The 15688-nt window shown below is 66.3% G+C and carries 12 protein-coding genes; 6 read left to right on the top strand and 6 right to left on the bottom strand.

Annotated features, from left to right (window positions below):
* Positions 1–4: 4 nt before the first annotated feature.
* The gene (locus AB4851_RS19800; RefSeq protein WP_414451155.1) at positions 5–2389 is read right to left on the bottom strand and encodes an ATP-binding protein; all 2385 of its coding nucleotides are present in this window, start codon (positions 2387–2389) and stop codon (positions 5–7) included.
* A gap of 693 nt (positions 2390–3082) precedes the next feature.
* Here AB4851_RS19800 and AB4851_RS19795 point away from each other — a divergent pair.
* Positions 3083–3310, top strand: a complete 228-nt coding sequence (locus AB4851_RS19795) for a hypothetical protein (RefSeq protein WP_414442894.1) — start codon at positions 3083–3085, stop codon at positions 3308–3310.
* A 185-nt stretch (positions 3311–3495) separates the two neighbouring features.
* Here AB4851_RS19795 and AB4851_RS19790 read toward each other — a convergent pair whose 3' ends face one another.
* Positions 3496–5724, bottom strand: a complete 2229-nt coding sequence (locus AB4851_RS19790) for an NADP-dependent isocitrate dehydrogenase (RefSeq protein ID WP_414451154.1) — start codon at positions 5722–5724, stop codon at positions 3496–3498.
* Between the two features lie 170 nt (positions 5725–5894).
* Positions 5895–7148 carry an NADP-dependent isocitrate dehydrogenase gene (gene icd, locus AB4851_RS19785; protein ID WP_414442896.1) on the bottom strand — a complete coding sequence of 418 codons (1254 nt, stop codon included), beginning with the start codon at positions 7146–7148 and terminating at the stop codon, positions 5895–5897.
* A 233-nt stretch (positions 7149–7381) separates the two neighbouring features.
* On the opposite strand from icd, the gene AB4851_RS19780 reads away from it, so the two are divergent.
* The 4 genes from AB4851_RS19780 to fusA all read left to right on the top strand — a co-directional run bounded on the left by AB4851_RS19780 (position 7382) and on the right by fusA (position 11612).
* Positions 7382–7960 carry a pseudouridine synthase gene (locus AB4851_RS19780; RefSeq protein ID WP_414442897.1) on the top strand — a complete coding sequence of 193 codons (579 nt, stop codon included), beginning with the start codon at positions 7382–7384 and terminating at the stop codon, positions 7958–7960.
* Positions 7961–8208: 248 nt separating this feature from the next.
* On the top strand, positions 8209–8415 hold the full coding sequence (locus tag AB4851_RS19775) for a hypothetical protein (RefSeq protein WP_206129959.1): 207 nt from the start codon (positions 8209–8211) through the stop codon (positions 8413–8415).
* A gap of 182 nt (positions 8416–8597) precedes the next feature.
* On the top strand, positions 8598–9107 hold the full coding sequence (locus AB4851_RS19770; RefSeq protein WP_414442898.1) for a DUF192 domain-containing protein: 510 nt from the start codon (positions 8598–8600) through the stop codon (positions 9105–9107).
* A gap of 393 nt (positions 9108–9500) precedes the next feature.
* Positions 9501–11612, top strand: a complete 2112-nt coding sequence (fusA, locus tag AB4851_RS19765; protein ID WP_414442899.1) for an elongation factor G — start codon at positions 9501–9503, stop codon at positions 11610–11612.
* A 129-nt stretch (positions 11613–11741) separates the two neighbouring features.
* Here fusA and AB4851_RS19760 read toward each other — a convergent pair whose 3' ends face one another.
* The gene (locus AB4851_RS19760) at positions 11742–13052 is read right to left on the bottom strand and encodes an MFS transporter (RefSeq protein ID WP_414451153.1); all 1311 of its coding nucleotides are present in this window, start codon (positions 13050–13052) and stop codon (positions 11742–11744) included.
* Positions 13053–13056: 4 nt separating this feature from the next.
* Positions 13057–13509, bottom strand: a complete 453-nt coding sequence (locus AB4851_RS19755; RefSeq protein WP_414442901.1) for a MarR family winged helix-turn-helix transcriptional regulator — start codon at positions 13507–13509, stop codon at positions 13057–13059.
* A 161-nt stretch (positions 13510–13670) separates the two neighbouring features.
* On the opposite strand from AB4851_RS19755, the gene AB4851_RS19750 reads away from it, so the two are divergent.
* Complete coding sequence (locus AB4851_RS19750) at positions 13671–14717, top strand: HoxN/HupN/NixA family nickel/cobalt transporter (RefSeq protein ID WP_414451152.1); 1047 nt, start codon at positions 13671–13673, stop codon at positions 14715–14717.
* Between the two features lie 24 nt (positions 14718–14741).
* Here AB4851_RS19750 and AB4851_RS19745 read toward each other — a convergent pair whose 3' ends face one another.
* Positions 14742–15584, bottom strand: a complete 843-nt coding sequence (locus tag AB4851_RS19745) for an aldo/keto reductase (protein ID WP_414451151.1) — start codon at positions 15582–15584, stop codon at positions 14742–14744.
* Between the last annotated feature and the right edge of the window lie 104 nt (positions 15585–15688).

Raw genomic sequence — 15688 nt, 5'->3', positions numbered from 1 at the left:
CCCGTCATGCCCGGTCGATCGCCGGATCTTCGTCACGTTGCGATGCAGCGTCGCTCGCCGCGTCGTCGCCCATGCTGTCCACCGCGAAGCGGTCCGGCAGGCTGACGATGGTCTGGAAGCGGCGGAACGCGGCACCGTGGTGCTCGTCCGTGAAGCGCAGCGCGATGCTGCCGCCGGCACGCATGATGAAGCTGCGTACCGCGTCCATGCCCACCCCGCGGCCCGACACGTCGGTCACGGCGCTGGCGGTCGAGAAGCCCGGGCGGAAGATCAGCGCGGCCACCGCCTCGTCGTCCTTCGCCAGGTTCGCGTCGTCGAGCCAGCCGCGCTCGACGGCGATCGCACGAATCCGCTCCAGCGCGAGGCCGCGGCCATCGTCGCTGACGGTGATCTGCAGTTGGTCCGCATCGACGCCCATCTCGATGTCGATGGTGCCCGCATCCGGCTTGCCGGCCGCGCGACGCGCATCGACCGATTCGATGCCGTGGTCGAGCGCGTTGCGCAGCAGGTGCATGAAGGTGTCCTTGACGATGCTGGACGCTTCGCTGCGCAGGCGGTAGCCGTTGTCGTCGATGCGCACGACCGGTTCGGCCTTGCCGAGATCCTGCGCCAGCGCCGGCAGCGAACCGGTCACGCCCGCGATCATCTCGTCGAGCGTTTCGGTGCCGAGCAGGCGCAGCGTGCCGGCCACGGAATCGCGCAGCCTCGGCCAGCTGTGCGGCTCGGCGGATTCGAGCAGGCGCAGGCTTTCGTCGATGCGCTCGCGCTCCACCACCAGGTAGCGCTCCGATTCCACCGGCGCGCCCGGGCCGCGACGGCCGAGGCTGACGGTGTTGATCGTGGCGTAGTTGTCGAGCGCTTCGCGCACGCGCGCCAGGTCGGTCATCAGTTCGTGCTGGTCCCACGCGCGTTCGGCCTCGGCGCTGCGCAGCTCGTCATACACCTGCTCGGCCTCGTGAACGATGTCGGTCAGATGCTGCAGGCTGTACGTGCGCGCATTGCCCTTGATGGTGTGCATGTTGCGGAACAGTTCGGCCAGCGCGGAGCTGTCGGCATGTTCGTGCTGACGGATGATGCGTTCGTTCTCGTGCAGGAAGCCCGTGGCGCTCTCGACGAAATCGTGGAACTTGTCCTGGCTGACCGACAGGATCTCGCCGATCATTTCGAGGCGGCGGCTCTGCTCGTTGGCCTGCGCCGACAGCGCGCGCAGCTCGGTCACGTCGCGCACGCACAGCATCAGGCGCACGATGGTGCCGGTTTCGTCGGTGATCGCCGACCACGACAGGTCGAGATACTTGTCGGCGCCGTTCGGCATGCGCTTGGCGATATCGGTCACCAGCAGATGCTGGTTGAACTCGAAGTTCATGTCGTCTTCGCCGAGGCACGCGTCGATCGCGGCTTCGATCTGCGACAGGCCGTCCGAGCCCACGTTCGACTCGCCGAACACCAGTTCCATCGCCGCGCGGCCCGCGATGTCGTTGGTCTCGAAGATCCGTTCGAGGAACGCCGAGTATTCGCGATGCACGGTGCCGCCCGGCACGATCGTCAGGATGCCCTGCTGCATGTTCTGCAGCATTGCCTGGATGTCGGCGGTGCGCTGCTTGAGCGCGGCGGCGTTGCGCTGGATCGTCTCGATCATGCCGTTGAACGCCTCGATCGAGCGGCCGATTTCGTCCTTGCGGCCCACCGGCACGCGGCGCGTGAAATCCTGGCTGGTGGCGATCTCGCTCATCATCGCCTGCATGCGGCCGAGCGGCTGCACGATCTGGCGATACAGCATCAGGCCCACGCCGATCAGCACCACGATCACCACGCCCGCGACGATCCCGATCGTCAGCGTGGTGGTGGCCAGCATGCCGTTCAGCGTCGAGATCGCGTCGTCCTTCTGGCGGTTCTTCTCGATGCGCAGCGTCTTGATGATGCCGTCGAGTTCGTCGCGGTATTGGGCGACGTTCGCGAACAGGTTGGCCTGCGCGAGTTCGTTCTTGCCGTCCGCCTTCATCTTGGCGGTGTCGTGGATCGCGTCGAAGTAGTTCTTCAGGCTTTCGCGGGCCTGATCGACCAGGCCCGACTGGGCGTGGCTGGCGGCCGAGCGGCCTTGCGCGTCGAGTTCGGCGCGCAGTTGGGTTTCCTTCGTGTTCAGGTCGGCGGTGGCCTGGGCGGCCATGGTCGCGTCGGGCGCGTAGACGAGCGTCATGGTCGCGATCTGCACGTCCTTCACGTCGGACACGAGATCGGACGAGGCAAGCGCGCTGGGCACCACGCCCTGCGTCACCTGACGAACGCTCGCGGCGCTGCGTTGCGCCTGGAAGACGGCATAGCCGCCGATCGCCGCGAGCGCGACGAACATCAGCGCGACAAGCAACGTAATGCGATGTCGGATGGTCATGTGAATCCCCGTAGCAGCAATATGTTTTTAGCCCGGCGGTCTGGCGGTCCGGCGCGTGGCAATCGCGACGGTCAGACGAATCTGCAGGCGGGCGAATTATGGCGACCGGGATATGACCGAACGATGACCTACGGGAAAACGCTTGCGCAAACGATTATTGCCACGAAATAGCCGGCGCGAAGCCTAAAGTTCTCGAATTCGGCGCCGTTAATCGATGCCGATCTTGTTTCGCGACGCGCTTCGGCGCCTGCGTCCGGGCCGCCGTTTCACGCCGCCCCCCCCCTTCGCCACATCGTTTTTCCCTTCCTCCACGCGCACCGATCTCGCGGCGCTCGCTTGCTCACCTCGAAAACCCCGAAAATTTCACGATGTGGAACGTTGCCGTGTCTCGTGAAAAATCGTGGTGCGGGGCACCAATTCGCGGTTTCACGATGCCGCAGAACGTTCCACATCTCGAAATTAGAATTTCAAGCCATTGTTTTTATTGAATTATTTTTGTTTCGAACAGGCGCTCTACGCACTCGATCCGGTATCGAAGCACACGTAGACTGGTTTCCATGGATCGACGCAACGGGAGCCGCACCGCGAGACGGTCAGCCTCCCCCGCCAGCCGGCGCGGACGTCGACGAGCCGGCCCCGCCCTCGGGCGGACCAGCACCCGATTATTTTTCGACTAGCAAGCGGAGGTGTGACATGAAGGGTTTTCGTTACGGATCGGACCAGGGGTCGTTCTACATCCTGCCGGGCAACGACGGCTGGGAAGCGACGTTCGGCAATGACTCGCTGGGCGAATTCCAGAGCCCCGAGCATGCGGTGGATTACCTGGCGCGCGGCGTGAACTGCCCGGCGCTCGACGAGGTGGATACCTCGACGCTCGAGATCCCCGAGCAGATCGACGATTGGGAGATCGTCCATGTGTAAACGGCAACGGGAGGCGCGCGCATCGCTGCGCGGCCTCCCGCCTGGCCAGCCGATCCCATGCTGCGATCGGCCCGACCTGCGGCGCGTGCGGTGAAGCCCACCCACGCGCCGTGTTTCATGCGGCCCTCGCTCGCACGCTCAAGGCGCACGTCGCGGCTGCCGCGGTTACTGCGTCATGCCCGCACTCAGGCGATCGCGTCGATCACGCCGTTCAGCGTGGCGCTCGGGCGCATTGCCTTGCTGGTCAGTTCGACGTCCGGACGGTAGTAACCGGCGATATCGACCGGCTTGCCCTGCGCCGCACCCAGTTCCTCGACGATCTTGGCTTCGTTTTCCGTCAGCGTCTTGGCAACGCCGGCGAATTGCGCGGCCAGTTCCGCATCTTCCGTTTGCGCCGCCAGCGCCTGCGCCCAGAACAGGCTCAGGTAGAAGTGGCTGCCGCGATTGTCGATGCCGCCGACCTTGCGCGACGGCGAGCGGTTCTCGTCCAGGAACTTGCCGGTTGCCTGATCGAGCGTCTTCGCGAGCACCAGCGCCTTCGGGTTGTGGTACTGGTTGCCCAGGTGTTCGAGCGAGGCGGCCAGCGCGAGGAATTCGCCGAGCGAATCCCAACGCAGGAAGCCTTCCTCGTTGAACTGCTGAACGTGCTTCGGTGCCGAGCCGCCCGCGCCCGTTTCGAACATGCCGCCACCGGCCATCAGCGGGACGATCGACAGCATCTTCGCGCTGGTGCCCAGTTCCATGATCGGGAACAGGTCGGTCAGGTAGTCGCGCAGCACGTTGCCGGTGACCGAGATCGTGTCCTTGCCGGCGCGAATGCGATCGATCGAGAACTGCGTGGCTTCGACCGGCGGCAGGATGCGGATGTCGAGACCGTTGGTGTCGTGATCCTTCAGGTACTGCTCGACCTTCTTGATGATCTGCGCGTCGTGGGCGCGGTTCGCGTCGAGCCAGAACACGGCCGGCGTGTTCGAGGCGCGGGCGCGGTTCACGGCCAGCTTGACCCAATCCTGCACCGGAGCATCCTTGGTCTGGCACAGGCGCCAGATGTCACCCGTCTTGACGGCGTGCTCGAGCAGCACGTTGCCGGCGTCGTCGGTCACGCGCACGGTGCCGTCGGCCGGGATCTGGAACGTCTTGTCGTGTGAACCGTATTCTTCGGCCGCCTGCGCCATCAGGCCGACGTTCGGCACGCTGCCCATCGTGACCGGGTCGAACGCGCCGTGCTTCTTGCAATCTTCGATCACGGTCTGGTACACGCCGGCGTAGCAGCGGTCCGGAATCACGGCCTTGGCGTCGTGCAGCTTGCCGTCGGCGCCCCACATGCCGCCCGAATCGCGGATCATCGCCGGCATCGAGGCGTCGACGATCACGTCGCTCGGCACGTGCAGGTTCGTGATGCCCTTGTCCGAGTTGACCATCGCCAGGTGCGGGCGCTTTTCGTACTGGGCCTTGATGTCGGCTTCGATCGCTTCGCGCGTTTCGGCCGGCAGGTCCTTCAGGCGGGCGTACAGATCGCCGATGCCGTTGTTCGGGTTGAAGCCGATCTTGGCCAGCGCGTCGGCGTGCTTGGTCAGCACGTCTTCGTAGAACACCGAAACGACCTGACCGAACAGGATCGGATCGGACACCTTCATCATGGTGGCCTTCAGGTGGACCGAGAACAGCACGTCCTGGGCCTTCGCGTCGGCGACCTGCGCTTCGAGGAAGCTGCGCAGCGCGGCGCGGCTCATCAGCGATGCGTCGATGATTTCACCGACCTTCACGGCCGTCTTTTCCTTGAGCACCTTCTTCGTGCCGTCGGCGGTCGTCAGTTCGATCTTGACGTTGCCGGCCGTGCCGATCAGCGCCGATTTCTCGCTGCCGTAGAAATCGCCTTCGCTCATCGAGGCGACGTGCGACTTCGAGCTCGACGCCCAGGCGCCCATCTTGTGCGGGTGCTTGCGGGCGTAGCTCTTGACCGACAGCGGCGCGCGGCGATCCGAATTGCCTTCGCGAAGCACCGGGTTCACGGCGCTGCCCTTGATCTTGTCGTAACGGGCCTTGACGTCCTTTTCGGCGTCGGTGGTGGCTTCGTCGGGATAGCTCGGCACCTTGTAGCCTTGCTTCTGCAATTCGGCGATCGCGGCCTTGAGCTGCGGCACCGATGCGCTGATGTTCGGCAGCTTGATGATGTTCGCTTCCGGCTTCAGCGTGAGCTGGCCGAGTTCGGCCAGGTCGTCGCTGATCTTCTGCTCGGGCGTCAGCGCCTCGGGGAAGACGGCGATGATGCGGCCGGCGAGCGAGATGTCGCGGGTTTCGACGGCGACGCCCGACGAGCGGGTAAAAGCCTTGACGATCGGCAGCAGCGAATAGGTCGCGAGCGCCGGGGCTTCGTCGGTGAGGGTATAGATGATCTTGGACGAGGTGGACATGTTTGGTTTGATGCGTTGCTACGTGAAAATTGACAGGAGATCGCTGACAGCGAACCAACCAGGGCCGCCTTCGCACCGACCGCGCAACAGAGCCGACAACCTCTTTTGCACCCCGGCGAGATCGGCCTCGCGCCGGGGCGGCCGGATCGCTCCGGCAATACCGCGTTGGGTTACATGTTTTCGATCATCACGCCGCCGAAGCCCGAGCACGACACCTGCGTCGCACCTTCCATCAGCCGCGCGAAATCGTACGTGACGCGCTTCTGCTGGATGGACTTCTCCATCGACGCGATGATCAGATCCGCCGCCTCGGTCCAGCCGAGGTGGCGCAGCATCATCTCTGCAGACAGGATGACCGAGCCGGGGTTCACATAATCCTTGCCGGCGTACTTCGGCGCGGTGCCGTGGGTCGCCTCGAAGATCGCGATCGAATCCGACAGATTCGCGCCCGGCGCGATGCCGATGCCGCCGACCTGCGCGGCCAGTGCATCGGAAATATAGTCGCCATTCAGATTCAGCGTGGCGATCACGTCGTATTCGACCGGGCGCAGCAGGATCTGCTGCAGGAACGCATCGGCGATCGAATCCTTGATGACGATCTCGGCGCCCGTTTTCGGGCTCTTCAGGCGCATCCACGGGCCGCCGTCGATCAGCTCGGCGCCGAATTCCTTGTTGGCCAACGCGTACCCGTAGTCGCGGAACGCGCCTTCGGTGTACTTCATGATGTTGCCCTTGTGCACCAGCGTGACCGACTTGCGCTCATGGTCGATCGCATACTGGATCGCCTGGCGCACCAGCCGCTCGGTGCCTTCGCGCGACACCGGCTTGACGCCGAGCCCCGAGCTTTCCGGGAAACGGATCTTGGCGCCCATTTCCTCGCGCAGGAAGCGGATCACCTTCTTGGCCTGCTCCGACTCGGCCGGCCACTCGATGCCGGCGTAGATGTCTTCCGAATTCTCGCGGAAGATCACCATGTCGGTTTTCTCCGGCGCGCGCACCGGCGAGGGCACGCCCTTGAAGTAGCGCACCGGGCGCAGGCACACGTAGAGATCGAGCTCCTGGCGCAGCGTGACGTTCAGCGAGCGGATCCCGCCGCCGACCGGCGTGGTGAGCGGGCCCTTGATCGAGACCACGTAATCGCGCACCACCTGCACCGTTTCGTCCGGCAGCCAGACATCGGGGCCGTACACCCGCGTGGCCTTCTCGCCCGCGAAAATTTCCATCCAGTGAATCTTGCGCTGGCCGCCGTAGGCCTTTTCCACGGCGGCATCCACCACCTTCAGCATCACCGGGGTGACGTCGACGCCGACGCCGTCGCCCTCGATGTAAGGGATGATCGGCTGATCGGATACGTTGAGCGTCAAGTCCGGGTTGACGGTGATCTTGTCACCGCCCGCCGGGACCACGATGTGCTGATACGGCATGGTCGACTCCAGTGAATGGCTGGGCTGATTGAAAAAGCGTGTGGTTGCCTGGCTGATGCACAGAAAACGTTGCCGCTATTCTAGCGCCCGGACCGCATGCAACGGCACGAGACGCCCTCGCCACACCGTCGACCATCAAGTCTTATATAAGACAAAAGACTTGGCGTTCCGTATTATGCATTAAGATTCCGCCATTTGCCATACGACGCGGCGAGCCCCGCCCAGCTTCCCTCATGCCCCTGATCGCCCTCAACAAACCGTTCGGCACGATCTGCCAGTTTTCGGCGCACGAAACCCGGCCGTCGCTCGGCGACTGGGTCCACACGCCCGGCGTGTACCCGGCCGGCCGGCTCGACGCCGACAGCGAGGGCCTGCTGCTGCTGACCGACGACGGCGCGCTCCAGGCGCGCATCGCCGAACCGCGCCACAAGCTCGTCAAGCGCTACTGGGCGCAACTCGACGGCGCGCCCGACGCGGCCGCGCTGAAGGCGCTCGCGCGCGGCGTCGACCTGGGCGACTATGTAACGAAGCCGTGTCGCGCCGATTACGTCGAGCCGCCCGAATCGCTGTGGCCACGCAATCCGCCGGTGCGTTACCGCGCCGCGATCCCGACCACCTGGATCGAGTTGTCGATCACCGAAGGCAAGAACCGCCAGGTGCGCCGCATGACCGCGGCGGTCGGCTTCCCGACCTTGCGCCTGGTGCGCGTCGGCATCGGCGCGCTCGACCTGTTCGCGCTCGGCCTCGCGCCCGGCGAGACCGCCGCGCTGCCGCCGCGCGCGCCCTGGGACGGTTTTGCCTCCGACGCATGAAAGTTTCGTGAACGCGTCAACCGATCGTTCCGAGCAGCCGTTAAGACAAGCAGATGCCGACCGAGCTATCCGGCATTGGCGCCAAGCCGCGGTAACACCGTCGTTCGCGACGCCGCCCGCAGCCGTGTCCGCAGCGCCAGGAAAAATTTCCTGTCGCGTCTGTCAACCGAAAGGTGGATGGCCTCGTTAGACGAATTGACTCCTATGCCGGGTCATTGGTTAATTAACTAAAGCTGAGGAAACAAAAAATGAACAAACTGATCGCCGCTCTGGTCGCTGGCCTGTTCGCAACGGCTGCATTCGCACAAGCTTCGGCACCGGAAGCTGCTGCTCCGGCAGCCGCTTCGGCTCCGGCGAAGAAGGCTACGCACAAGAAGCACCACGCTGCCAAGAAGCACGCAAAGAAGAAGGCAGCTGCAAGCGACGCAGCAGCACCGGCAGCTGCTTCGAACTAAGTAAGCAGGCTGTAAGCAACGTCGGAGGCCTGTCGTTCGGCTTCCACGCTGTTGAAAGGCAGATCCCCGCAAGGCGATCTGCCTTTTTCTTTATGGGCCCGCCAACGAGCCCGCGCATGCTGCACCGGGCCGCGCGCATCGCGTACCATGCAGCCCTCGATTACCCGTTCAGGAGTTTCGTCGTGCGATTTTCCCCGCGCTCTTCGCTCGCCCGCCTGGCGCGAGCCGCCGTGTTCCCCGTCGCGCTCGCGCTGGCCGCCGGCGGCATCGCGCCCGCCTTCGCCCAGTCGAACGGCATCCCGCCGGGCGCGAAGCAGCCGAACGAATTCCCGCGCGCGAAGCTGCGGGTCGGCATGTTCGTGATCGACGCCGGCGTCGCCGCGAACGAGGCCGACCGCGAGCAGGGGCTGATGTACCGCAGCCAGCTCGCGCCCAACGAAGGGATGGTGTTCGTCTTCAACGAGAATGCGGTCCATTGTTTCTGGATGAAGAACACGCTGATCCCGCTGTCGATCGCGTTCATCCGCGCCGACGGCACGATCACCGACATCGACGAGATGCGCGCCGAAACCACCGACAACCATTGCCCGCGCAACAACGGCGTCTATGCGCTCGAAATGCCGAAGGGCTGGTTCACCGCCAAGGGCATCAAGCCCGGCATGAAGATCGACGGATTGCCGGCGGCGCAATAAGCCCGCCCGGTTTTCCGCCACGCGCGCCCGTTCGCATGACGGCGGCACGCACCGGTTCCGGCCGGGCGTGCCGCCGTTTTCACGTCGGCTGCCGGCCCGCGATCGCAGTTTCCCCGCTCGCGCTTGCCCCTGCCGGCGTGCCGGTTTCTCGCCGGCCAGCGCGACGCCCTCCCTGATCGCGCTTAGCCGAATCCCCCGTCAGGCCCGCCCCGCACGGCTCGCCGGCCATTCGCCCGGCCCCCGCACCCGCCGCGCGCCACCGCTTGAATCGCCCGCTCACGCCCTCATCTGCAAAAGCCACCAGCACAAGCTATGCTTGAAGGCTTGCAAGTTGTCGCCGACCCGGCCATCTCGGCCGGCTCCGACTCATCCAGGAACCATCAGGAGGTTCACGTGCCCCGCAAAACCCCCATCGAGCGCTATAGAAATATCGGGATCAGCGCTCACATCGACGCCGGCAAGACCACGACGACCGAGCGCATCCTGTTCTACACCGGCGTGAGCCACAAGATCGGCGAAGTGCATGACGGTGCGGCCACGATGGACTGGATGGAGCAGGAGCAGGAACGCGGCATCACGATCACGTCGGCCGCAACCACCGCGTTCTGGAAAGGCATGGCCGGCAACTATCCCGAACACCGGATCAACATCATCGACACCCCCGGGCACGTCGACTTCACGATCGAGGTCGAGCGCTCGATGCGCGTGCTCGACGGCGCGTGCATGGTCTACGACTCGGTGGGCGGCGTGCAGCCGCAATCGGAAACCGTCTGGCGCCAGGCCAACAAGTACAAGGTGCCGCGCATCGCGTTCGTCAACAAGATGGACCGCATCGGCGCGGATTTCCTGCGCGTGCAGAAGCAGATCGGCGACCGCCTGAAGGGCGTGGCCGTGCCGATCCAGCTTCCGATCGGCGCCGAGGATCACTTCCAGGGCGTGGTCGACCTCGTCAAGATGAAGGCGATCCTGTGGGACGACGAGAGCCAGGGCGTGAAGTTCACCTACGAGGAGATCCCGGAGAACCTCGTCGAGCTGTCGCGGGAGTGGCGCGAGAAGATGGTCGAGGCCGCCGCCGAGGCGAGCGAGGAACTGCTGGAGAAATACCTGGCGGACCCGGAATCGCTGACCGAGGATGAAATCAAGGCCGCGCTGCGCAAGCGCACGGTGGCCAACGAAATCGTGCCGATGCTGTGCGGCAGCGCGTTCAAGAACAAGGGCGTGCAGGCCATGCTCGACGCCGTGATCGACTATCTGCCGTCGCCGGTGGACGTGCCCGCGATTCTCGGCCACGACTACGCCGACCCGGAAAAGCCGGCGGAACGTCACCCGAGCGACGACGAGCCGTTCTCGGCGCTCGCGTTCAAGATCATGACCGACCCGTTCGTCGGCCAGTTGATCTTCTTCCGCGTCTATTCGGGCGTGGTGGAATCGGGCGACACGCTGCTCAACGCGACCAAGGACAAGAAGGAACGCCTGGGCCGGATCCTGCAGATGCACGCCAACGAGCGCAAGGAGCTCAAGGAAGTGCGCGCCGGCGATATCGCCGCGGCGGTCGGCCTGAAGGACGCGACGACCGGCGACACGCTGTGCGCCGTCAACGCGCCGATCATCCTGGAGCGCATGGAATTCCCCGAGCCGGTGATTTCGCAGGCCGTCGAGCCGAAGACCAAGGTCGACCAGGAGAAGATGGGCCTGGCGCTGAACCGTCTCGCGCAGGAAGACCCGTCGTTCCGCGTGCAGACCGACGAGGAATCGGGCCAGACGATCATCTCCGGGATGGGCGAGCTGCACCTCGAAATCCTGGTCGACCGGATGAAGCGCGAATTCGGCGTGGAGGCCACGGTCGGCAAGCCGCAGGTGGCGTATCGCGAAACCATCCGCACCACCGCGAAGGATGTCGAGGGCAAGTTCGTCAAGCAGTCGGGCGGGCGCGGCCAGTACGGCCATGCGGTGGTGACGCTGGAGCCGAATCCGGGCAAGGGCTACGAGTTCCTCGACGAGATCAAGGGCGGCGTGATTCCGCGCGAGTACATCCCGGCGGTCGACAAGGGCATCCAGGACACGCTGAAGAGCGGCGTGCTGGCCGGCTACCCGATCGTCGACGTCAAGGTGCACCTGACGTTCGGCTCGTACCACGACGTGGACTCGAACGAAAACGCGTTCCGGATGGCCGGCTCGATGGCGTTCAAGGAAGCGATGCGGCGCGCCAAGCCGGTGCTGCTCGAACCGATGATGGCCGTGGAGGTGGAAACGCCCGAGGATTTCATGGGCAACGTGATGGGCGATTTGTCGAGCCGTCGCGGCATCGTGCAGGGCATGGACGACATCGCGGGCGGCGGCGGCAAGGTCGTGCGCGCCGAGGTGCCGCTGTCGGAGATGTTCGGCTACTCCACCTCGCTGCGCTCGGCCACGCAAGGCCGCGCGACCTACACGATGGAGTTCAAGCACTACGCCGAAACGCCGGCCAACGTGTCGGAAGCGGTGATCAGCGCCAAGGGCCGTTAAGCCCCGCGCGCATCGCCTGGCTCAGGCCGGTGCAGCCGCGCGAGCGGCGGCCGGCCCATCGGCAGGATCGAGCCCGTCCCGTGTGGACGGGCTTTTTTTCGTCTGTGCCTGGGTATTTCGGCGGCGGGATCAGCGCCGGCGAGGCGCAGGCGGTTCATCGGCCGGCTCGGCCTCGACGACATCGATGATGCGATGACCGGCCGCCACGGCCGCCGCCTCATCCGCCTCCCGCGCCTGCCGCTGCATCGCTCGCCACGCCACCCAGGCGGCCACCACCCCGGCTGCCGCCCCCACGCCCAAGGCCCAGCGCGGCCCGCAGCGGTCGGCGATCCAGCCGACGATGGGCGCGCCGATCGGCGTGCCGCCCATCACGACCGCGACACGCAGCGCCGTCACGCGCCCGCGCATGCCTGGCTCGGTCGACAACTGCATCAGGCTGTTCGAGGAATTGGTGATGGTCAGCGAAGCGATGCCCGTCAGCACCAGCATCGCGCCGAAGATCCAGAAGCCCGGCGCGAGCGCCGCGCACACGCAGCCGAGCGCGAACAGCAGGCAGCCCGACAACAGCGTGCGCAGGCTCGGCCGGTCGCGGCCGGCGGCCACCAGCGCGCCGGCGATGGTGCCGATCGCCATGATCGACGACAGCAGCCCGAACCCGCTCGCGCCGGTATGGAACACGTCGACGGCCATCGTCGAAATGAAGATCTGGAAGTTGAGCCCGAACGTGCCGATCAGGAACAGCATGACGAGGATCGCGACCAGATCGGGCCGGCCGCGCACGTAATGGAGGCCCGCGGCCAGCCCGCCCTGCGCGCGCCGCGGCCGCGCCCCCGCAGGCGGCGCCGACACCTTCAGCCGCGACAGCGACAGCAGCACCGCGCCGAACGACAGGCCGTTCAGCACGAACGCCCAGCCGGTGCCGACCGTGGCGATCACGGCGCCGGCCACGCCCGGCCCGATCATGCGCGCGGCGTTGAACACGGTGGAATTGAGCGCGACGGCATTGGCCAGATCGGCGTCGCCGACCAGCGAGGTGACGAAGGTCTGCCGCACCGGCGCATCGAACGCGGCCACGCTGCCGAACAGCAGCGCGAACAGATAGACATGCCAGAGCCTCACCACGCCGGCCACCACGCTCACGCCGAGCGCCAGCGCGATCAGGCCCATCAGCGCCTGCGTCACGCGCAGCAGCTTGCGCTGGTCGAAGTGATCGGCGGCGTAGCCTGTCCACGGCAGCAGCAGCATCTGCGGCGCGTATTGCAGCGCCATCACGATGCCGACCGCCGACGCATCGTGATGCGTGAGCTGGGTCAGCACGAGCCAGCTTTGCGCGGTGCGCTGCATCCAGGTGCCGACGTTCGACACCAGCGCGCCGCCCGCCCACAACCGGTAGTTCGGATTGCGCAGCGAACGGAACGAGCGGGCCAGGTTCATCGCCATCGCGCTAGTCCTCGGCGAGCCGCTGCAGCAGCGCCACGGCCGCCGCCAGCTCGCGCCGCTCGGCGGCCGACAGGCGCGCGTCGAGCGCGCGGCCCAGCCAATCCTCGCGCGCGGCGCGGCTCGCCTGCAAGCGCGCGCGGAACGTATCGGTCAGTTGCATCAGCGTCTGGCGGCCGTCGGCCGGGTCGGGCGAACCGCTCACGGCGCCGGCCGCTTCCAGCGCGGCCACCGTGGCGCGCATCGACTGCGGCCGTACGCTCTCCGCGCGCGCCAGCGCCGACACGGTGGACGGGCCATCGCGCTCCAGACGCAGCAGCACCGAGCGCTGCGACGACGTGAAATCGCCGGCGCGGCCCTGCTCGCGCAACCGCCGCATCAGCCGGGCGAGCGCGATGCGCAGGTCGCCGGCCAGATGGGCGGGCTCGGGGGCGATGGGAGATTCGGAGGATCGGGACATCGGCGCACGATAGCACTTCTACAGGAAAACTGCACAGCTAAACTGCACATCCTGCTTCAACCCCGCCGAGCCGCGCGCAGCGGCTCGTCCGGTCATACCACCGGATTTTTGCTCGTGTCAGAATGCCCGCATCCCAGCCGCCCACCCTGCTCCGTCCGATCATGCCGACCTCGCCCCGCCGCCAGTTGTTCACGCTCTATGCCGCGCTGCTGGGCGCGAATCTCGCCGCCTGGATCTGGGCGCTGGTGGCGCTGCACGACCATCCGCTGCTGCTCGGCACCGCGGCGCTCGCCTACGGCTTCGGGCTGCGCCACGCGGTCGACGCCGACCACATCGCCGCGATCGACACCGTCACGCGCAAGCTGATGCAGGACGGCAAGCGGCCGTTCTCGGTGGGCCTGTTCTTCTCGCTCGGCCATTCGACCATCGTGATCGTCGCGACGCTCGGCATCGCCGTCACGGCGCTCGCGCTGCGCACGCAGTTCGACACCTTCAAGGCGGTCGGCGGCACGATCGGCACGGCCGTCTCGGCGAGTTTCCTGCTGGTGCTGGCGATCATCAACCTCGTGATCCTGCGCGACATCTGGCGCCGTTACCGCCGTGCGCGCGCCGGCACCGGTCAAGACGGTCACGGTGCACACGACGACCATGACGCACACCCGGGCGATGCCCATCACCACCCGGCCGGCGGCCTGCTGACGCGTCTGCTGCGCCCGCTGTTCCGGCTCGTCACGAAGAGCGCGCACATGTATCCGGTCGGCCTGCTGTTCGGCCTGGGCTTCGACACCGCCACCGAAATCGGCCTGCTCGCGATCGCCGCCGCGCAAGCCAACCAGGGGCTGCCGCTGCACGCGGTGCTGGTGTTCCCGGCGCTGTTTACGGCCGGCATGACGCTGATCGATTCGACCGACAACGTGCTGATGGTGCACGCCTACGGCTGGGCGATGGACGACCCGAAGCGCAAGCTCGCCTACAACCTCAGCATCACGTTCGTGTCGGCGGCGGTGGCGCTGGTGATCGGCGGCGTCGAGGCGCTCGGCCTGGTGGCCGACAAGCTCGGGCTGGCAGGCGGCGTGTGGGACCTGGTGGGCGCCATCAACGATCGCTTCGGCGCGATCGGCTACGGCATCGTCGGCCTGTTTCTGGTGTGCTGGGTCGGCTCGATCCTGTTCCACCGCTGGCGCCGCGCCAGCTCGCAACTGGCCTGAACGAGCGCGGGCGCGCGGCTGCGTCTACAGCATTTCGAGCGGCTGCTTGCGGCGCGGCGGCCTGAACGCCACGTCGAGCCGCGCCAGCGCCGCGTCGTCGAGCACCAGATCGAGCGCGGCGCGGTTCGCGCGCACATGCTCGACGGTGCCCGCTTTCGGAATCGCCAGCACCTCCTCACGCCGCAACACCCAGGCCAGCGCCACCTGCTCGGGCGAGGCGCCGCGCTCGGCCGCGATCTCGTCGAGCACGGTGCCGCGCGGCAAGCGCTGGTGATCGATCGGGCTGTAGGCCATGGCCGGCATGTGGCGTGTCGCGAGCCACGGCAGCAGGTCGAATTCCGGCCTGCGCCGTGCCAGGTTGTAGAGGATCTGGTTGGTCGCGCAGCCCGCGCCGTTGGCGGCCACCAGTTCTTCCATGTCGCTGGTGTCGAAGTTGCTGACGCCCCAATGGCGAATCTTGCCGGCCGTGCGCAGCGCATCGAACGCTTCGAGCGTTTCGTCGAGCGGCACGCCGCCGCGCCAATGCAGCAGATACAGATCGAGGCGATCGGTGCCCAGACGCTTCAGGCTGGCCTCGCACGACGCGATCATGCGGCGGCGGTCGGCGTTGTGCGGATAGACCTTGCTGACCAGGAACACCGAATCGCGCAGGCCGCCGATCGCCTCGCCCACCAACTCTTCGGTCGCGCCGTCGCCGTACATCTCGGCCGTATCGATCAGCGTCATGCCCAGTTCGATGCCGGCGCGCAGCGCGGCGATCTCGGCGGCGCGGCGCGCGGGCCGCTCGCCCATTTCCCAGGTGCCCTGCCCGAGCTTCGCGACGCGCTCGCCGTCGGGCAGCGCGATCGTATCGGTAGTGTTCGCCATCTCGTCCTCGCGGGTGATCCGGCAACAGGCCGGGCTGGCCAGTGTAGCGATTCATGGCAGGGATCGCCGGGCTATAACGGCGGTCCGCGATGACATAAAATGGC

Origin of the sequence: Burkholderia sp. 22PA0099 (assembly GCF_047497165.1) — a bacterium.
Classification (GTDB): domain Bacteria; phylum Pseudomonadota; class Gammaproteobacteria; order Burkholderiales; family Burkholderiaceae; genus Burkholderia.
This window is presented reverse-complemented; position numbering and strand designations above follow the sequence as displayed.